We start from the raw sequence: 19,918 nt of genomic DNA on the forward strand, positions 1-19,918 counted from the left end.
CGTCACCACACAGCTCGTTTGTTTTGGAACCCGATTATGCGGATATAGCAAAAAGGTTGTGATTTGATCACAACCTTATTTTTTTATGAAGTTTTAGTTGAAAGAGGGGCGTTGTTGATTTACAAAAAAGAGGATGAACAAAATTTGTTCATCCTCAAATTATTTACGTTGACTAAATTTATTTTAGTACCAACCGAATTGTTCCCAGTGCTTTTGAGCGTTTACCCAGTTACCGTAACGACTTGCAACGTATTGGTTTGCAACCCGATCTTGGTTAGCTTGTGAGTAGTCACCGTGTAAGTAACTTGCGCTTAATTGGTAAGCACCGACGTATTGACCGTTACGAGCATTGTAGTTACCGCCTGATTCACGAGCAACGATCCATGCTTTAGCAGCAGCTTCTGAAGAGTTGCTGTTGTTGTTATTATTATTGTTGTTTGATTGTTGGTTGTTATTAGCAGCTTGTTGTTGTGTATTTTGTTGAGCAACTTGTTGCTTTTGTTGTTGCTGTTGAGCTTGTGCTTGTTGTGCGGCCCGTTGTTGAGCAGCCTTAGCATTTGCAGCGGCTTGAGCAGCGGCAGCTTCCTTAGCTTCTTGAGCTTTCTTGGCAGCAGCTTGTTCTTCAGCTTGCTTTTGAGCAGCAGCTTGTTGTGCTTGTTGAGCAGCTTTTTCTTGTTGTTCCTTAGCAGCTTGAGCAGCAGCGGCTTGTTGTTGAGCTTCTTCTTGAGCTTTCTTAGCAGCAGCTTGTTCTTCAGCTTGCTTTTGGGCAGCGGCTTGAGCTTGTGCAGCTTGTTCTGCCTTTTCTTGTTGTTCCTTAGCAGCTTGAGCAGCGGCAGCTTCTTGTTGTGCCTTTTGAGCAGCAGCTTGTTGTGCGGCTTGTTCTTCAGCTTGCTTTTGAGCGGCAGCGGCTTGGGCAGCTTGTTGGGCTTGCAATGCAGCTTGAGCTTGTGCAGCCTTTTGTTGAGCAGCTAATTGAGCTTGACGTTGAGCTGCTTGTTGTTGAGCAATTACAGCTTGTTGTGCGGCTTGTTCTTGTTGAACTTGAGCTGCATTAGCTTGTGGTTGTTGAACTTGTTGTTGAGTATTATCGTTTGTTGGAATGTTTAATTGTTCACCAACAGTGATAAAGTTTACGTTCTTTAAATTGTTTGCTTTTTGAATTGCTTCAACTGTTGTGTTGAACTTTTGAGCAAGTTCTGAAACAGTCTCCCCTGCTTTAACTGATACTGTATCAGCATTAGCGGCTGTTCCTGCTGCAGCGATTCCTGAGAGGGCAGCAGCTGATACTAAAACTTTGTTTAACTTCATGTAGAAAATTCACTCCTAAAAGATTTTGTAATCTATCTATATCTATCCTTTAGTTCAAATCTATTGAACCATCGTCTAAAAGTATAACGAACCAACATAACAATCAGGTAGCAATAATGTTACTTTTTGATATTTTTTTGTAACATTTGTAACATTAAGGTATAAGAACCATCTGATTTAATAAGATATAATAATTAATAGAATGATATGGAGGCGAATCTAATGGATAAGAAGAACAGTTTGAAACTCTTGCTTGGTATCTCAGGATTAACAACGGTTGCCGCCATTGGTTGGGAACATTATCGAAATCATCATAACTTAGACAATCATTTATCATTTGCTGAAAAGAATATCATCTTTTGGCAACGGAAAGTGTATGATCAGAAAATCAAATTCTTTATTCGGCTAAAAGCCCACAATTGGAATGAATTGTTACGGAATCGCGATCACTTTTTTGTTTACATTGGAACCCGGAATAATCCGCAATGTTTAAGTTTTGCACCGCGGTTGAGTTATGCTGCGCAACAAGCCGGTACAAATGTGTATTATTTAGATACAACGAAGGAAGCAACGAATCCGATTTTGCGGCACTTGCTTGAAGATTTGCAGGTTAAAAATCCGCCGGCATTATTATGTATTGATCATGGACGAATTATTCGGTATGACTTTGACGAAAAGATTTCAGATTTCATTAATGCTCATCAAAATTAAAAAGGTTATGGCAACTTGCCATAACCTTTTTTCAGTCACTACATTTTAAAAACAAACAGTCCGCTTAAAACTCCGCAAATAATTGCTCCCATCAAAAATCCTAAATCGATCCATGGATTTCCAACTAAATTGAAGAAGTTACGCAGACAGACGATTCCTAAAATGACACATGAAATAAGAATTAATAAGTAAATAATTTTAAGCGGGGCGTAGACAACGGTAATGATTACGGCCGCCGCAAATAATAGCGTTCTTAAATTGTGATACCACACAATGTTACCGAAAAAAACATCGCGATACGATAAATTCCGATCCTTAGGCATCGACTCAAATTTAAACATTGTCAAAAGTAGCCAAAAAACGTATAAAGCTACACCAACGTATTTCATGATGGCTCTCTCCTCATGATTAAAATGAATTGTTATTTCACTTATTCAATAACATCTATTTAAGAATACCATATAAAAACCGGCTTGCAAGTTCGTCAAGCCGGTAATTTTTTGATTAATGTTCTTTAAAGAAGGCGGAAAGTTTGGTCATAAACATTTCCAAGAACCGTGGAACATCGACGTTCACGGCAACTTGAGTGGTTGTTGCCGGTTCATTTAACCGGGTTTCATCACCAATCGTTCGCCCGGCATATGCGCCTTCGGTATCAACTTTCATGTTTAAGTAAATGGTTTGTAAAAGACTTGGATCAACCGCCGCCGCAACTGCTAACGGATCATGCAATCCGCAACCGTGAAGGTGAGGACTGGTGATTTTATAGGCGTTGATATAGTAGTCAACGATGTCAGCGTATTTGGTAGCTGATGTTGTCCCAATTTCACGCCATTCTTGGGTTTCTTTCTTTGTAAGCAATGTCCGTAGGGTCACGTCAAGACCAACCATTGTCAATGGAAGCTTGCTGCGGAGAACTTTATCAGCAGCTGGTGGATCTTGATTGATGTTGGCTTCGGTTACCGGATTGACGTTTCCAGGAACGGTCAATGCACCGCCCATTAACGTTACATGACCGATCAAGTCAATGATTTCAGGATCCTTTTCAATTGCAGCAGCAAGGTTTGTTAACGGACCAGTTGGAACGATCAACAGTTGACCTTGATATTTGTGCGCCGCTTCAATGTAAAAATCAATTCCGTTTTGACTTTCAATTTTCCGCTTAGCAGTTGGAACTTCAACTTCACCAATTCCGTTTTTGCCATGGATCGTTTGACTGATCGGCATTACTTCAAAGTGATCAGTGTGTGAAGAATGGGTTGCACCAATGAAAACTGGGACTTCGGGATGTCCAAGCATTTCTAATAAGTTAAGGGTGTTTTGGGCCGCTTCTTCGGGAACGATATTTCCAAAAGAAGCAACGACGCCAATTAAATCACATTCGGGAGTGGCGAGGGCATATGCGAGTGCCAAGGCGTCATCAACGCCGGTGTCGAGGTCTAAAATCATTTTGTACTTAGCCATGAAAAGTTCTCCTTTAGTTTTGATGTTTGATTTTATTTTAGCAGAAGTGAACTGCGATTGGAGAAACTTTTTTCTGCTTTTTTTGGGACGGACCAATTATTAAAATGGAAATCGAATTGTTCAGGAAAAGACGAATAATTCCTCTGGAAACGATATCTTCTAAAATTCACTTAAAACGATGAATTTTTTGCGAATTTTATATTGATTATTCTGGAATAATTGATACAATTTGTTGTAGTTAAATGATTGATAATCATTATATTTTGTGGATATTAGCGGATCCGCGTAAAGGAGAAAATAAAAGAATGATTGAAGTTTCAAACCTCAATAAAACATACGAGAACGGATATGAAGCATTGAAAAATGTTAATTTTTCAGTGGAAAAGGGTGAATTAGTTTGCTTATTAGGCCCGAGTGGTTGTGGTAAGTCAACGTTGCTTAATATCATCTCTGGTTTGCTTGATGCAACTTCAGGTGATGTGAAGTTTGAAGGAAAATCAGTTCTTGATGTTGCCCCTGAAAACCGGGACATTGGTTTTGTATTTCAAAATTATGCATTATTCCCGCATATGACAGCTGAAGAAAACGTAATGTTTCCATTAACTGTTGGTAAAAATAAAAAAACGAAAGCTGAAGCACGTGAAATTGCACAGAAATATATGGAATTGACCCATATTACCGATATTGCGAAGAAGAAACCGGGACAGTTATCCGGTGGACAGCAACAACGGGTTGCAATTGCACGTGCTCTTGTTCAACAACCGAAAGTTCTCTTAATGGATGAACCGTTAAGTAACTTGGATGCGCGGTTGCGGCTTCAAATTCGGGAAGAAATTCGGGCATTGGTGAAGGAAGTTGGAATCACAACGATTTTCGTTACTCACGACCAAGAAGAAGCTCTTTCAATCGGTGATCGGATCATCTTACTTAACAATGGAGTCGTTCAACAAGCAGATAAGGGACAAAACCTTTACCTTGATCCAGCAAATCGATTCGTTGCCAACTTTATCGGTAATCCGGTAATTGACCTATTTGATGTTCAATTTGATGGCAACCAATTTAATAATGAACATTTCAACCTGTTAGCTGAACGCTTAGCCGACAGTAAGTTGAAACAAAAGCTGACCGCCGGGGATTATGTAATTGGAATCCGGCCGGAAAACTTGCAACCGTCAACGGCTGAAATGGCAGATTTCACAATTAAAGTTGATGATATTGAATTGATCGGTCGTGAACGGATCTTGAAGTTCTACTTTGGCGATAAGCAGTACCGGTCATTAGTTGATATCGAAGATCAAATCGGAGCGGGCGATGAAGTTAACTTACGGTTTGATATGAAGAAAGCATTTATCTTTAACAAGGACGGAGAGCGGGTATATTAAAAATGAAAAATAAACGGCGAAAAAATCAATGGAGCGCATGGTGGTTCCTTGGACCAGCTCTTTTAGGAATTATCCTTTTTAGTGTTTTTCCGATTTTGCGGGCATTGGTGATGAGTTTTCAATCCGGTTCATTAATTTCAATGCACTGGACAGGGTTGAGCAACTATAAATATGTAATTCAAGATCCATATTTTGCGAAGGCACTTCAAAATACCGCTTTGTATGCCTTTACGGTTGTTCCGATTGGAATGGTAATTTCAATTGCGATTGCATGGAACTTATTTAACCGGATCAAGCATTCAAAATTCTTTGAAGCATTATTCTTCATGCCATACGTCACAAGTACGATTGCGATTGGGATCGTCTTCCGTTACATTTTCAACGGGCAGTACGGCTTATTGAACTACATTTTACGGTTCTTCCATTTAGGAACCCCGAACTGGTTAGATAACCCTAGCATGAACATGATCACCGTGATTATCTTTGGGGTTTGGCTCAGCTTAGCATTTAACATTGTTATTTTGATGTCAGCTTTACGGGGAATCGATCCGCAACACTACACGATTGCGAAGATGTACGGGGCAAGTGATTCTGAAATGTTTTTCCGGATCACGTTGCCGCAATTAGTTCCAACTTTAGCATTCTTACTGACCGTAAACTTAATCAATGCGTTCAAGGTTTATACATCGATCTACGCACTGTTTAACGGGCAACCGGGAATCGCAGGCAGTGCAATGACGGCCGTTTACTACATCTTCAATAAGTTCCAAGTTGTTGGAACCCCAGGAGTTGCGATGGCCGCAACGGTCTTATTGTTCTTGGTAATTTTAGTTGTATCATTCCTTCAAAATAAGTTATTGAATAAGGTGGGTCGCAGATGAAAAAGGTTACCGGTATAATTACATGGATTTTTATCATTCTTCTAAGCATTATTACGGTTTTCCCGTTTATTTACATGGTGCTTGGCGGATTGATGTCATATGCAGAAACAACAAGTATTCCACCAACGATCATTCCGCATCATTTTCACTTTGAAAACTACGTGCAAGTCTTTCATCAAGCACCGTTTTTGAAGTATTTCTGGAATACACTGTTAACATCATCGATCGATACGGTCTGTGTATTGATCACTTCATTGTTTGCTGCATTTGCATTAACAAGTTTAGATTTCAAAGGCAAAAAAGCCATTAAGATTTTGATGATTTCATTGTTGATGGTTCCTTCAGAAGCAATCATTTTCACGAACTACAATACGATTGCGAAGTGGGGCTTGTTGAACACCTACGTTGGATTGTTCTTACCATTTACAACGAGTGTCTTCTATATTTACTACTTGAACAGTTACTTCCAAGGAATTCCGCGCAGCATTTACCAAGCTGCAAAAATCAGCGGCGCAAACAACTGGCAATATGTATGGAAGATTTTAGTTCCAATGTCAAAACCGGCATTAACAACGGTGGGATTACTCTCATTCATCGCCGGCTGGAATTCATTCCTCTGGCCATTATTGGTAACGAATAACGATAATATGCGGCTGTTGAATAACGGGTTGGCCAACTTCGCTTCTGATGGCGGGGCCCAAACGCAGTTGCAATTGGCAGCAGCCACACTAACGGTTATCCCGATTTTGATCATCTACTTCATCTTTAGAAAGCAAATTATTCAGGGGGTTACACGTGATGGCCTTAAAGGATAAGCAAACACGCATAACTTACCACAAAGGTGTTGATACGATTGGCGGAACGAATATCGAAATTGCATATGGCGATGCGCATATCTTTTTCGACTTGGGAACCGAATATCGACCGGAACTTGATTTACCGGATGAATCCTACCAAACGCTGATTCAAAATCATTTGATTCCGGAACTGGATGATTTTTATGATGAACATTTGACGGGAGCCCCGCAGTGGAAGGAAAAGTTTCAACACAGCGCGGCGTTTATCTCGCATTTACATTTAGATCATACTAAGATGGTAAATTTTGTTGATCAGCGTATTCCGGTTTACAGCACTCCAGCAACGATCAAGTTATTGAAACGGTTAAACCGGGATGGTGATTTTCTGCTTCCGGCAGCTGGTCATCCAAAAGATTACTTGCGGCCATTGACTGAATTGCCGGTTCATCATAAGGTGAAAATCGGCGCGATCGAGGTTGAATTTTATCCCGTTGATCATGATGCCGATGGGGCAGTTGCATTCCTGATTCATACACCGGATGCATTTATCGTTTATACCGGTGATTTACGGCTCCATGGTTATCATCCGGAATGGACGCGGGCGATGATGACGGCGGCTGCAGGATGCGATTTGCTGATTAGCGAAGGCGTCGGGGTCAGCTTCCCGCAAGATTTGGATAAGCCGCGCAAGCCATGGAGTGAACAGCTTCTAATTGAAAGGTTGGTTGAGCTTGTTCAAAATGCAAAGGGACGTCCGACGACCTTTAATACTTATCCGGGCAATATCAGCCGGTTAGAAGCAATTTGTGATGCACAACCGCGGACAGTCGTTTTGACCGCTGACCGGGCATGGCTGCTTCAACAGATTACGGGACGGAAAGTCAATTATTATTACGCACCGTCCGCCAAGCCGCTTCCAGAACTTGATCCAAGTTTGGAAGTTGATTACCAAACTCTTTTGGCTGATAAGGATACGTATTTGTGGCAGGTTGAAGATCATTTTGAAAATCTGCAGTCAAATACGTTGTACATTCACAGTGATGCGGAACCGCTGGGGGATTTTGACCCGGCATATCAAAAATTCCTTGATATGTTAGCGGCCCATCACGTTGAATTTGTTCGGTTAGCATGTTCGGGGCATGCAACGGCAGCCGAACTGGATGAAATTATTGCGGGGATTAAGCCGCAATTGTTGACCCCAATTCATAGTTTTCATCCAGAAAATTTGAAAAACCCGTTTGGAAGTCGTGTTTTACCGCAAAATGGGCAAACGCTTGTTTTGCATTAAACAAAAAATTTTAAGGAGGAGAGCTTTTATGAAGTTCATCAAAAAACTTGCAGTTGCCGCAACAACTGCAGCAACGCTTTTTGCAACCGTTGCAGGTGGTTTATCATCAACTGTAAGTGCTGACAGTATCCCAACAAAGGTTACAAAAAAGACAACCATTACATTTTGGAATGGGATGTCAGGTAATCAACAAAAGGCTTTGCAAACCTTGACCCAAGAATTCGAAAAGGAAAACCCGAATATCACGGTTAAGCTTGAAAACCAAGGCCAATACAAAGATTTGCAATCAAAAATCACATCAACATTGCAATCACCAAAAAATTTGCCAACCATTACTCAGGCATATCCAGGCTGGTTGTACAATGCATCAAAGAATGATTTATTAGTTGATTTAAAGCCATACATCAATAACTCAAAGATTGGCTGGGGAAGCGCTGCAAAGAGTGGCATCAAACCATCATTGATGAAGGGTGCCCAAATCAACGGTACTCAATACGGAATTCCGTTCAACAAATCAGTTGAAGTTTTAGTTTACAACAAGACAATGCTTGATAAGTACGGCGTTAAGGTTCCAACAACCATGGCGCAATTGAAGTCAGCTGCCAAGACAATTTATGAAAAATCAAATCATAAAGTTGTCGGTGCCGGCTTTGACTCATTATCAAACTACTATGTTTTAGGAATGAAGAACGAAGGCGTTGACTTCACTTCAAAGATCAACTTGACATCAGCTAAGTCAAAGAAAGTCATCGACTACTACGCTGACGGAATCAAGGGGGGTTACTTCAAGACTGCTGGTTCACAAGGTTACCTTTCAGGCGACTTCGCTAACCAAAAGGTCGCAATGTTCATTGGAACAAGTGCTGGTGAAAGCTTCGTTAAGAAGGGTGTTAACGGCAAGTTCGATTACGAAGTTGCTCCTCGTCCTGGCAAGTGGAACATGCAACAAGGAACTGACATCTACATGTTCAAGAACGCAAGTAAGGAGCAACGGACAGCAGCCTTTATGTACATGAAGTTCTTGACAAGCAAGAAGTCACAATTATACTGGGCACAACAAACGGGTTACATCCCAGTATCACAAGATGTAATTAACAGTAGTGAATACAAGAACAACAAGGATTCAAAGGTTCCAGCCCAAGTTGAAGCTGCAACGAAGAACCTTTACACCGTTCCGGTAACTAAGAACTCAAATGCTGCATATCAACAAATGAACACGATCATGCAAAACATCTTGAGTCACGCTAAGAACGGCAATCTTAACTCACTTATCAAACAAGGTGAAAGCCAATTTAAGAATGCATGGAACCAATAAAATAGCAAGGTGTGACAAAACGTCAAAAACGAGCGTGGTGGAAGCAGAAAAGCGAACGAATCGCGCAGCATAGATTCGGAGGTTTTCGAACTTCCACATAGCTCGTTTGTTTTGGAACCCGATTATGCAGATATAACAAGAGAGGTTGTGATAAAAGTCACAACCTCTTTTTGCATCATCGATTAAATCACGCTAAAATATTACTAATATATAAAGTGAAAGGATTCGAAAATGAAGAAGCAATCATTAATTGATTACCTTGACGATGGGGTTCAAAATTTAGATTTTGATGGAACATTGGCTTGGAATTGGCTCAAGCATGAACGGGCCTTTGAACTTGAAATGGAATTTTACGTTGAAAATCAAAGCGGACATAAGATCATTGATTCAGATGACACGGAATCCGTTGAACCAATCATTACGTTTGATGATGCGATTTTGCTGTATGATCAAACCAAGCCGTTTGATTTCAATCAGGAAGATTATCTAGTAACCTTGGGATTCAATGGCAAAAAAGGCTGGACGAAGGGCCAAGCCGATGCCTTTTTAGACGTTTTGCAAGACACCCTTGATAATGGTGAATCAGATTTACTTGATTTTGTAAGTGATGATTCAATTCAGACATTTAATCTTAAATGGGACGAAGTTGAATTTCAAAAGCAACTGGCAGCCCGCCAAGATGAAACCCAACAATTAAACTATCCGAAATTCTAGGAGGCTGAACATGGATTGGACAGAACTTGTAGTTGAAACAACGAATGAAGCGATTGACGCGGTGACGAACATTTTAATGGAAAATGAAGCGGGCGGTGTTCAAATTGATGACCAGGATTTGAATGACGTGCGGATCATCACGTATTTCCCGGCAAACGTCAACGTGGCGGAAAAGGTTCCTGAATTGGAAATGCAGATCAAGGGATTAAGTCAATTCGGCATTGATCCGGGAAAGGCAACCGTGAAGTTAAGTGATGTCAATGATGATTCATGGCGTGACGTTTGGAAAAAATATTATCACCCAGTGCGCATCACGCGGTATTTAACGATCGTTCCAAGTTGGGAAGACTACCAACCGGAAAATGCTGATGAAAAAGTGATTCGGCTTGATCCGGGCCGCGCATTTGGAACGGGAACGCACCCGACAACCAGCCTGGCGCTGTTGGCCCTTGAAAAGGAAATTCGCGGAAATGAATCAATGATTGATGTTGGAACTGGTTCAGGAGTTTTGAGTATTGCGGCAAAGTACCTTGGGGCCGGTGAAATCGATGCATATGATATCGATGACGAAGCAATCAAAGCAACCAAGGAGAACGTTGCGTTGAACCCCGTTGCACAGGACATCAATATCGGAACGAACAGTTTGCTTGATGGAATCAGTAAGAAGGTTGATTTGATCGTGGCGAACATTTTGGCCGAAATCATTGTGCCGCTGATCCCGCAAGCCAAGGAATGTTTAAATCCTGGCGGAAAGTTCATTACTTCAGGAATCATCAACGATAAGAAAGATTTGATCGTGAACGAATTAACAGACCATGGCTTTGTGATCGATGAAATTTTAAACCAAAAGGATTGGTATTCGATCATTGCCCATTTGCCGAACGAAGGAGAATAGGATGCAACGCTTTTTTACAGTTCAAAAATCAACTGAATTCAAAAATGAAAAGTTACTTTTACCACAAGAAATTTTTCATCATGCCGTTGATGTTTTGCGGATGAAGGTCGATGATCAATTTGAATTAGTGACGGCCGACGAAAAGGTTTACCAGTGCCAGCTAACGAAAGTTGAGAAGCATGAAGGCCAATTTACGATCATCAAAGCAATTGACCGGGAAGTTGAAATGCCGGTTAGGGTCACGATCGTTTGCGGTGTTTCAAAGGGCGATAAGGCCGAAGAAATCGTTAAGAAGGGCACGCAACTTGGAGCAGCCCGGTTTATCTTTTTGAACAGCCGGTATTCAGTTGCCCGGTGGAAGAACCAAAAACAAGCTAAGAAAATCAAGCGGCTGCAGACCATTGTGTTAAATGCAGCAGAACAGTCGCACCGCAACCATGTTCCGGAAGTTGAGTGGGCGGATTCACTGGATGATGTGATTGCAATGAATGCGGCTGCGGACTTTAAGGTCGTGGCGTATGAAGAATCGGCCAAGCAAGACGAAAAAACAGTTTTAGCGCAGATTGCAACGCAGGCCCGGGCAAAAGATCCAACATCATTAGTGGCATTCTTTGGCCCGGAAGGCGGGATTGCTCCCGAAGAAATTAACCAGCTTACAGCAGCGGGGTACCAATGTGCTGGACTGGGACCACGAATCTTACGGGCAGAAACCGCGCCGCTTTATTTGCTCGCGGCGCTTTCCTTTGTTACGGAGTTGGAGTAGAATAATAACAAAGATTTGAATTGAAGAGGATTTATATGACTGACGAAAAAAAGACCTTTATTATTCGCATGCTGTGGTATTTGGTAGCGGCTGCAATTTTTGCATTGATCATTCCCATTATTTTTAATGTCTGCAAGGCCAATGATGTAACGAAGATTGGCTTTGTTATGTTTGGCTTTGATATGATTTTTTCCGTCCTTGTCGGGTTATACGCCGGCAAGAACGACGATTCATGGATTCCATTATTGTTCTTCCCAATTTTATTTATGATCACGGCGGGAAGCTTCTTTATAGGAATCTTACGGGTTGTTGCGGTAATCTACCTTGCAGCAAGTCTTTTAGCGTACGGAATAACGAAGAAATAATACAGGTGAGGCTGGCGACAGTCTCATTTTTACTATGATTTAAATTGAAACGGGTGAAGATGAATGGATAAAGAAGTGATTTGGACTGCTGACGATGTGATTCAAATGTGCAGTCAATATATGAATGAAGAACACGTTGAACTGGTAAAGAAGGCTTGCAAGTTTGCGACCTACGTCCACCGTGAACAAACCCGGCAATCGGGAGAACCATACATTATTCATCCGATTCAGGTTGCGGGCATTCTGGCTGATTTGAAGATGGATCCCGAAACGGTTGCGGCCGGCTTTTTGCATGACGTTGTTGAGGATACGAACGTCACGCTGGGAGACATCGGCGAACTTTTCAACCACGACGTTGAAGTGATTGTTGACGGGGTTACCAAGTTAAGTAAGATTCGTTACAAATCGCACCAAGAACAGCTGGCGGAAAACCACCGGAAACTGTTACTGGCAATGGCCAAGGATTTGCGGGTAATCATCGTTAAATTGGCCGATCGCTTGCACAATATGCGGACGTTGAATCATTTACGGCCGGACAAGCAACGGCGAATTGCGAATGAAACGCTTGAGATTTATGCTCCGTTGGCTGATCGGCTTGGAATCAGTACAATTAAATGGGAACTTGAAGATATTTCGTTGCGTTATTTGAACCCGCAACAGTACTACCGGATCGTTCATTTGATGGATGCTAAGCGGACGGAACGGATCAAGTATATCAACGAGGCAATTGAAGAAATCAAGGATGCCATTAAGGACTTGAACCTTGACTGTGAGATCTATGGCCGTCCGAAACACATTTATTCGATTTACCGGAAAATGCGTGATCAGCACAAGCAATTCAGTCAAATCTATGACTTGTTAGCGGTGCGGGTCGTGGTCAAGTCAATCAAGGATTGCTATGCCGTTTTAGGGGCAATTCATACGCGGTGGAAACCAATGCCGGGACGGTTTAAGGATTACATCGCAATGCCGAAAGCTAACATGTATCAATCACTGCACACAACGGTTATTGGTCCGCAGGGCAAACCATTTGAAGTTCAGATTCGAACTGAAGAAATGCACCGAGTAGCGGAATACGGGATTGCTGCACACTGGGCATACAAGGAAGGCAAGAAGAGTCCGGTCAAGGAAACTGCAACGGGCGACAAGCTGAACTTGTTTAAGGAAATCATCGAACTGCAAGATGAAGCGGCCAACGCAAAGGACTTTATGGAAAGCGTCAAGGGTGATTTATTCAGCGACCGCGTTTACGCCTTCACTCCCAAGGGCGATGTCACCGAGTTGCCGAAGGGCGCAGGTCCGCTTGATATGGCCTATGCGATCCATACGGAAATTGGAAATCATGCCACCGGCGCCAAGGTCAATGGCAAAATTGTTCCGCTGGATTATCAAATTAAAAACGGCGATATTGTTGACATTTTAACGTCGGCCAATTCCGCCGGGCCAAGCAATGACTGGTTGAAGTTAGTGCATACTAACCGCGCACGCAACAAGATTCGGAAGTTCTTTAAGAAACGCGATTACATTCAAAATCGGGAAAAGGGACAAGAAATTTTGCACAATGCGCTAGTTGAAGAGGGCTTTGATCCGCGTGAAGTTTTAACTACCAAGAATATTCAGCGGGTGCTTGATAAAAAGCAACTCCCATCAGTGGATGAGTTGTATGCTGGAATCGGCTTTGGCAACCTGCAACCGTTGGGAATCGTGAACTTGCTGACAAAGGACATTCGGCAACAGCGGGCAAACGAACAACGCAAACAACAGGAAAAAGAACTGCTTGAAGATCATAAGCAAATTGAAAATCCGGCGAAGGAAGCTCCCCGAAGCGGGAAGAATAATGATCACATTTTGATTGCCGGGATCGATAATATGATGGTTCGGCTTAGTCGGTGCTGCAACCCGATTCCAGGTGATCAAATTGTGGGATACATTACGAAGGGCCGCGGGGTATCAATTCACCGCGTTGACTGTCCAAATGTTCAGGTTGAAAATGAAAATGGTAGTCGGCTGATCGATGTTTCATGGAACGGCTTGCCAAGTGAACATAAGTTATATGATGCAGAATTGAAGATTCAAGGCTATAATCGAACTGGATTATTAAGCGACATTTTGCAAATGGTCAATAATTCAACGAAGACGTTGAAGTCCGTTAACGGAAATGTTGACCATAATCAAATGATGGTGATCAGTATCGTGGTTGGCGTTCGCAACAAAGAGCACCTGCAACGCCTGATCGATAACATCAAACGGGTACCGGACGTTTACCTGGTTGAACGTCCAATTCACTAAAGGAGATCATAAAATGAGAGTAGTTTTACAACGGGTCAAGTCCGCAAGCGTCACGGTTGGTGACCAGGTAATTGGAAAGGTCGGCAAAGGCTACATGCTGTTAGTCGGCTTTACCCACGATGATTCGATCGAAGATATCGACTACATTGCGCGCAAAGTTGCAAATGCTAGGTTGTTTGCCGATGAAAATGGTAAAATTAACCTGTCAATCAAACAGGTTCAAGGCGCAATTTTATCGGTATCGCAATTTACTTTGTATGCCTCAACCAAGAACGGCAACCGGCCAGGCTTTGGGGCAGCACAAAAGCCAGAATTGGCCAAGGAGAATTACCACTACTTCAATGAAAAACTCCGGTCATACGGCATTGAAGTTCAAACTGGCCAGTTTGGAGCCGACATGGACGTGGCATTGGTCAATGACGGGCCGATAACGATCATTTACGATTCGAACCAAAAATAAGCGGAAAGAGTGACGATAATGTATCAAGAATTTTTCTGGGATTTTGACGGGACGTTATATAACACGTATCCGGGCATGGTTGAAGCCTTTATGGATGTCTTTGAACAAAAAGGCCTCAAGCTTGATCAGGATGAAGTTTACCGGCATATGCGGCAAACTTCGTTAGGAAAGACGTTTGCATACTACCGGACTCAAAACAACCTTGAAGAAGAACCAGAAGCATTGCGTGAAGAATATAATCCAATCGAAGCTAAACTTGAAGACAAGATGAAGCCGTTTGACGGGGTTCAAGAAGTATTGGCCAAGGTGGTTGCGAATGGTGGTCACAACTACCTGATGACTCATCGGAACAAGAGCTCATTGGAAATGTTAGCTAAGTTTGATTTGAAGAAGTACTTCACGGATGCGGTCACAGCTGAAAAGAAGTTTCCGCGGAAACCAAATCCAGCTTCACTGAACTCGTTAGTTGAAAAGTACGCCCTTGATCCGCAAAATTGTGTCATGGTCGGTGACCGGGTACTTGATATTGCAGCGGCTCATAACGCTAAGATGAGCGGGATCTTATTTGATCCGGATGATCTGATCATTGAACCGGCATCACCGGAACACCGTATTCAAGATATGCATGATATTTTGAATTGGATTAAATAGGGAAGGTGTGACAAAACAGTAAAAGCGAGCGTGGTGGAAGTAGAAAAGCGAACGAATCGCGTCAGCATAGATTCGGAGGTTTGCGCATTAGCTCCGCGTCACCACGCAGCTCGTTTGTTTTGGAACCTGATTATGCAGATATAACAAAAGAGGATGTGATTAGTCACATCCTCTTTTGTTTAATTTGGATCATTCGCAATCAACGCGTTTTCATCTTTACCTTCAAAGTATAATTGCAAGCCCTTAACGACATCGTTTGTGACTTTATTTTCATAACTGCTGTCATCGATAAAGCTTAAATCACGGTCAGAATTGATATAGCCGCTTTCAAGCAAGACGGCTGGTTGGGTGTTATCCCGTAAAACTAAGAAGTTCCCGAAATCAACGCCGCGATTATCTAAGCCAAGAGAAGTCAGTTGGCTGTTGATGTCTTTGGCTAACCGGAATGAACCATTATCCTTATGGTAGTAATACGTCGTGTATCCGCTAGCGCTGTTGTCTTGCGGTGATGAGTCAAAGTGGAAACTGATGAACGCATCCGCATGCACTTTTTCAGCCAATTCCGGGCGTTTACTTAAGCTGACGGTTTTGTCACTGTCACGTGTCATGTAAACGCGCGCCCCGGCTTTTTTCAATTTTGATTGAAGTTGTTTAGCGTAACGCAAGGTGAAGGTCTTTTCTTCTTTCTTGCCATTCGTTGACAGGGCGCCGGAATCCGCACCGCCGTGGCCGGCATCGATCACGATCGTGGCTTCAGAAAGGTTATTAACTGGATTTTGATACTTTGAATTGATCATCCATGTTCCCATCCAACCATACTGATCTTCATTGGTTTTCACGTAGACCCAGTTGTATTTATGTTTTAGTACCTTGACCCGGCTGCCCTTTGCCAAGTCGCGGTCTTTATGCGCAAACACACTCGGTTGCTGGTAAAGCGCGGCATCTTCGGTTTCAATTGGCATTTGCTGCATGTAGGTAAAAGTCCGATAACCTAAAAAGGCAGCAACACAAAGCAAAAGGATCCAAAGAAAGCCGAACGTATCCTCAACTTTTAACTGATTGTTTTCTTTCATAAATCAAATCTCCAAAGATATTATCAAATACCATATTAGCAAAATATTTTGACTTAGTGCAACTAACCGCGGAATTTAAGAGTTTTGTAACAATCACGCTTGACTTTGTTAATTTTCCTTTGTAAACTTTAAGTAACGAAAAAGACCGGTGAGAAAGACCAGTAGTTGAGTTCGCAGTTTCAGAGAGTAGATGGTTGGTGTGAATTTACAGGTGCGATTTAACGAAGACACTTTTGAGGTGTACTGATGTACCGTGATGAGCGTTATTCTAAAGTAAGAAGTTAAGGTGGTACCGTGCACAGTGTGCGCCCTTGTCAGTAATGACAGGGGCGTTTTCTTTTTGATCGGAATTTGAATGGAAGGAATGAGTCTTTTGAAGTATCAAAAACCAAAGGGAACAGCTGATATTTTGGCAGATGAATCTGCAAAATGGCAATATGTTGAAGCCAAAGCACGTGAATTATTCAAGAAGTACCGTTATCACGAAATGCGGACGCCAACATTTGAAAACTTTGAAGTCTTTTCACGGACTTCAGGGGAAACATCGGATATCGTAACGAAGGAAATGTATGATTTCCATGATAAGGGTGATCGGCATATCACGTTACGACCGGAAGGAACAGCGGGCGTTGTGCGGTCATTTGTTGAAAACAAGTTATACGGACCAGAATATCAAAAGCCATATAAGGTTTACTACATGGGACCAATGTTCCGCTATGAACGGCCACAATCAGGACGGTTACGTGAATTCCACCAAATCGGGGTTGAAGCGTTCGGCGTTGATAATCCGACCCTTGATGTGGAAGTCATTGCGATGGCGATGGACTTGTTAAATTCAGTTGGGGTTCACAGCTTGAAGCTGGTTATCAATACTTTAGGTGATTTGGAAACGCGGAAGAATTACCGCCAAGCATTGATCGACTACCTTGAACCATTTGAAAACCAATTATCAGAAGACTCAAAGGAACGGTTGCACAAGAATCCATTGCGGGTCCTTGACAGTAAGGATGAAAATGACCAAAAGATCGTTGAAAATGCACCATCGATCCTTGATTTCTTGACGGAAGATTCCCAAAAGCACTTTGATACGGTTAAACAATTGCTTGAAGACCTCGGCATTGAATACGAAGTTGATGCCAACATGGTGCGGGGATTGGATTACTACAACCACACGATTTTTGAAATCATGAGTGATTCAAAGGCCTTTGGCGGCAAGTGGACAACGGTTTGTGCCGGTGGTCGCTACAACGGGTTAGTTGAACAACTCGGCGGTCCCGCAACCCCTGGAATCGGCTTCGGTCTCGGGGTTGAACGGTTATTACTTGTTTTGGATGCTGAACAAGAAAAATTACCATTGGATGATGAATTAGATGCTTACGTTGTTGGCATTGGTGGCGAAACAAACGTTAAGTCATTAGAAATCGTTCAAGCATTGCGGCATCAAGGATACACGGCTGACCGGGATTACCTTGACCGTAAACCAAAGGGTCAATTCAAGACCGCAAGTCGCTTGAACGCGAAGTACACGATCACGATTGGTGAACGTGAATTACAAAAAAACAAGGCAAACGTGAAGAACATGGAAACCGGAAATGAAATCAGCGTTTCCCTTGACGATGTGATCAACGATTTTGCAAAAGTAATTAAGTAGCGGAGGAAGTTTATTTTGAGAAGAACAACATATGCAGGCTTAGTTGATGAAAAATATTTAGGCCAAGAAGTTGTATTAAAAGGCTGGGTTCAAAAACGGCGGAACCTGGGAAATTTGATCTTTATTGATTTACGGGACCGGGAAGGCATTGTTCAATTAGTCTTCAGTCAAGAATTCGGCCCGGATGCATTGAAGATCGCCGACTCATTGAGAAGCGAATACGTTATCGAAGTTGTCGGGAAAGTTGTTGCCCGGGATGAAAATGCCATCAACCCGAACATGAAGACTGGAAAAGTTGAAGTGGAAGTCAGTGACGTCCACATTTTAAACAAGGCGAAATTAACGCCATTTGAAATCACTGACAATACCAACGCAACCGACGATATGCGGTTGAAGTACCGTTACCTTGATTTGCGCCGGCCAGAAATGCAAAAGGCATTAATGATCCGGAACCGCATCACCCAAACGGTTCACCGTTACCTTGATGAAAACCACTTCATCAACATTGAAACCCCATACTTAACCCGGTCAACTCCTGAAGGGGCGCGGGATTACTTAGTTCCTTCACGGGTCTACCCAGGACACTTTTATGCATTGCCGCAATCACCGCAATTGTTTAAGCAATTGTTGATGGGCGCCGGCTTTGACCGTTACTACCAAATTGCACGGTGCTTCCGGGACGAAGATTTACGGGGCGACCGGCAACCAGAATTTACCCAAATCGATATTGAAACGTCATTCATGGATCAAGACGAAATCATGGAAATGACGGAAGGCTTATTGAAAGCTGTAATGAAGGACACGCTTGGCATTGATATTCAAACCCCAATCAAGCACATTACATGGGACGAAGCCATGGATCGTTACGGTTCTGACAAGCCAGATATTCGTTTCGGCATGGAATTGAAAGATATGTCAGCTGCCGTTAAAGGTGCCGGCTTCAAGGTCTTTGATTCAACCCTTGAAGATGGCGGTCAAGTTAAGGCAATTGCCGTTCCTGGCGGCGCTGATGCTTACTCACGGAAACAAATCGATGCTAAACAAGAATACATCAAGCGGTTTGGTGCTAAAGGATTAGCTTGGATGAAGGTTACTGACGATGGCTTGCAAGGACCAATTGCAAAATTCTTCAAGGATCGCCGTGACCAAATTCTTGAAGCTGCTGAAGCTAAACCGGGCGACTTATTGCTCTTCGTTGCTTCAACCCGCAAAGTCGTTGCTGATTCATTAGGCTACTTGCGGAAGGAAATTGCTAAGGAACAAGGGATGATCAATGAAGATGAATTCGCATTTATCTGGGTCGTTGACTGGCCATTGTTCGAATACAGCGAAGAATTCCAACAATACATCGCTGCCCACCACCCATTCACAATGCCAAATGAAGAAGACCTTGAATTATTAAAGACGGATCCGCACAAGTGCCACGCTCAAAGCTACGACATTGTCTTGAATGGTTACGAACTTGGTGGCGGTTCAATCCGGATCCACCAACGCGAAGTTCAAGAGGACATGTTCAAAGCCCTTGGATTCACCAAGGAACGCGCCGAAGAACAATTCGGCTGGTTCATGGATGCTTTGGACTACGGTTTCCCACCACATGGCGGCCTTGCCTTAGGATTAGACCGGTTCGCAATGTTGCTTGCTAAGAAGGACAACATTCGTGAAGTCATTGCCTTCCCGAAGAACTCCAAGGCAACCGAACCGTTGACTCACGCTCCAAGCGAAGTTGCACCGCAACAGCTTGAAGACTTGCACATCGAAGTTGCAGACGAGGGCAAGGAAGATAGTGAAGAATAGAAATTAGATAATATTCTAGAATGAGATGCAGAAATTCCATAAACTTTTGCATCTCATTTTTTTATAATCAAATTAATTATTCATTCTCGAGTAGAGCGAAAATATTTGATAAAA

At 42.6% G+C, this 19,918-nt stretch carries 19 protein-coding genes; 15 read left to right on the forward strand and 4 right to left on the reverse strand.

Annotation, left to right across the window (positions count from 1 at the left end):
* Positions 1-183 precede the first annotated feature (183 nt).
* Positions 184-1,308 (reverse strand): aggregation-promoting factor, encoded by a 1,125-nt coding sequence (gene apf, locus A3O17_RS03415; RefSeq protein ID WP_064212930.1) that lies wholly within the window; start codon positions 1,306-1,308, stop codon positions 184-186.
* Positions 1,309-1,530: 222 nt separating this feature from the next.
* On the opposite strand from apf, the gene A3O17_RS03420 reads away from it, so the two are divergent.
* The gene (locus A3O17_RS03420; RefSeq protein WP_064207797.1) at positions 1,531-2,019 is read left to right on the forward strand and encodes a thioredoxin domain-containing protein; all 489 of its coding nucleotides are present in this window, start codon (positions 1,531-1,533) and stop codon (positions 2,017-2,019) included.
* Positions 2,020-2,057: 38 nt separating this feature from the next.
* Here the strand turns inward: A3O17_RS03420 and A3O17_RS03425 are convergent, their stop codons facing one another.
* Positions 2,058-2,408 (reverse strand): hypothetical protein, encoded by a 351-nt coding sequence (locus tag A3O17_RS03425; RefSeq protein WP_064212931.1) that lies wholly within the window; start codon positions 2,406-2,408, stop codon positions 2,058-2,060.
* 115 nt (positions 2,409-2,523) lie between these two features.
* Positions 2,524-3,483, reverse strand: a complete 960-nt coding sequence (locus A3O17_RS03430) for a nucleoside hydrolase (protein WP_064212932.1) — start codon at positions 3,481-3,483, stop codon at positions 2,524-2,526.
* Positions 3,484-3,788: 305 nt separating this feature from the next.
* Between A3O17_RS03430 and A3O17_RS03435 the strand changes: the two genes are divergently transcribed.
* The 12 genes from A3O17_RS03435 to A3O17_RS03490 all read left to right on the forward strand — a co-directional run bounded on the left by A3O17_RS03435 (position 3,789) and on the right by A3O17_RS03490 (position 15,283).
* Positions 3,789-4,865, forward strand: coding sequence for an ABC transporter ATP-binding protein (locus tag A3O17_RS03435; protein WP_225354711.1), 1,077 nt, complete (start codon positions 3,789-3,791; stop codon positions 4,863-4,865).
* A gap of 2 nt (positions 4,866-4,867) precedes the next feature.
* Complete coding sequence (locus A3O17_RS03440) at positions 4,868-5,746, forward strand: carbohydrate ABC transporter permease (RefSeq protein ID WP_064212934.1); 879 nt, start codon at positions 4,868-4,870, stop codon at positions 5,744-5,746.
* Positions 5,743-6,561, forward strand: a complete 819-nt coding sequence (locus A3O17_RS03445; RefSeq protein WP_064212935.1) for a carbohydrate ABC transporter permease — start codon at positions 5,743-5,745, stop codon at positions 6,559-6,561. The genes A3O17_RS03440 and A3O17_RS03445 overlap by 4 nt, the downstream gene beginning before the upstream one ends.
* Positions 6,545-7,831, forward strand: coding sequence for an MBL fold metallo-hydrolase (locus tag A3O17_RS03450; RefSeq protein WP_064212936.1), 1,287 nt, complete (start codon positions 6,545-6,547; stop codon positions 7,829-7,831). Before A3O17_RS03445 ends, A3O17_RS03450 begins: the two co-directional genes overlap by 17 nt.
* A gap of 28 nt (positions 7,832-7,859) precedes the next feature.
* Positions 7,860-9,146, forward strand: a complete 1,287-nt coding sequence (locus tag A3O17_RS03455) for an ABC transporter substrate-binding protein (RefSeq protein WP_064212937.1) — start codon at positions 7,860-7,862, stop codon at positions 9,144-9,146.
* A 231-nt stretch (positions 9,147-9,377) separates the two neighbouring features.
* A complete protein-coding gene (locus A3O17_RS03460) occupies positions 9,378-9,860 on the forward strand; it encodes a DUF3013 family protein (protein ID WP_064212938.1) in 483 nt (160 codons plus the stop codon).
* A gap of 10 nt (positions 9,861-9,870) precedes the next feature.
* A complete protein-coding gene (prmA, locus tag A3O17_RS03465) occupies positions 9,871-10,755 on the forward strand; it encodes a 50S ribosomal protein L11 methyltransferase (protein ID WP_064212939.1) in 885 nt (294 codons plus the stop codon).
* A 1-nt stretch (position 10,756) separates the two neighbouring features.
* Entirely contained in the window at positions 10,757-11,518 is a 762-nt protein-coding gene (locus tag A3O17_RS03470; protein WP_064212940.1) for a 16S rRNA (uracil(1498)-N(3))-methyltransferase, read from the forward strand.
* A gap of 35 nt (positions 11,519-11,553) precedes the next feature.
* On the forward strand, positions 11,554-11,883 hold the full coding sequence (locus tag A3O17_RS03475) for a hypothetical protein (RefSeq protein WP_064212941.1): 330 nt from the start codon (positions 11,554-11,556) through the stop codon (positions 11,881-11,883).
* A gap of 63 nt (positions 11,884-11,946) precedes the next feature.
* Complete coding sequence (locus A3O17_RS03480) at positions 11,947-14,172, forward strand: RelA/SpoT family protein (protein ID WP_064212942.1); 2,226 nt, start codon at positions 11,947-11,949, stop codon at positions 14,170-14,172.
* Positions 14,173-14,185: 13 nt separating this feature from the next.
* Positions 14,186-14,632 carry a D-aminoacyl-tRNA deacylase gene (dtd, locus tag A3O17_RS03485; RefSeq protein WP_064208665.1) on the forward strand — a complete coding sequence of 149 codons (447 nt, stop codon included), beginning with the start codon at positions 14,186-14,188 and terminating at the stop codon, positions 14,630-14,632.
* A gap of 18 nt (positions 14,633-14,650) precedes the next feature.
* Positions 14,651-15,283, forward strand: a complete 633-nt coding sequence (locus A3O17_RS03490) for an HAD-IA family hydrolase (RefSeq protein ID WP_064208666.1) — start codon at positions 14,651-14,653, stop codon at positions 15,281-15,283.
* A 179-nt stretch (positions 15,284-15,462) separates the two neighbouring features.
* On the opposite strand, the gene A3O17_RS03495 is transcribed toward A3O17_RS03490, so the two are convergent.
* Positions 15,463-16,356 carry an N-acetylmuramoyl-L-alanine amidase gene (locus A3O17_RS03495; protein ID WP_057827377.1) on the reverse strand — a complete coding sequence of 298 codons (894 nt, stop codon included), beginning with the start codon at positions 16,354-16,356 and terminating at the stop codon, positions 15,463-15,465.
* 373 nt (positions 16,357-16,729) lie between these two features.
* Between A3O17_RS03495 and hisS the strand changes: the two genes are divergently transcribed.
* Positions 16,730-18,007: a histidine--tRNA ligase gene (gene hisS / locus A3O17_RS03500; protein ID WP_064212943.1), complete on the forward strand. Its 1,278-nt coding sequence runs from the start codon at positions 16,730-16,732 to the stop codon at positions 18,005-18,007.
* A gap of 15 nt (positions 18,008-18,022) precedes the next feature.
* Positions 18,023-19,804, forward strand: coding sequence for an aspartate--tRNA ligase (gene aspS, locus A3O17_RS03505; protein ID WP_064212944.1), 1,782 nt, complete (start codon positions 18,023-18,025; stop codon positions 19,802-19,804).
* The last annotated feature ends 114 nt before the right edge of the window (positions 19,805-19,918 follow it).

Source organism: Ligilactobacillus aviarius (assembly GCF_001654615.1).
Classification (GTDB): Bacteria; Bacillota; Bacilli; order Lactobacillales; family Lactobacillaceae; genus Ligilactobacillus; species Ligilactobacillus aviarius_B.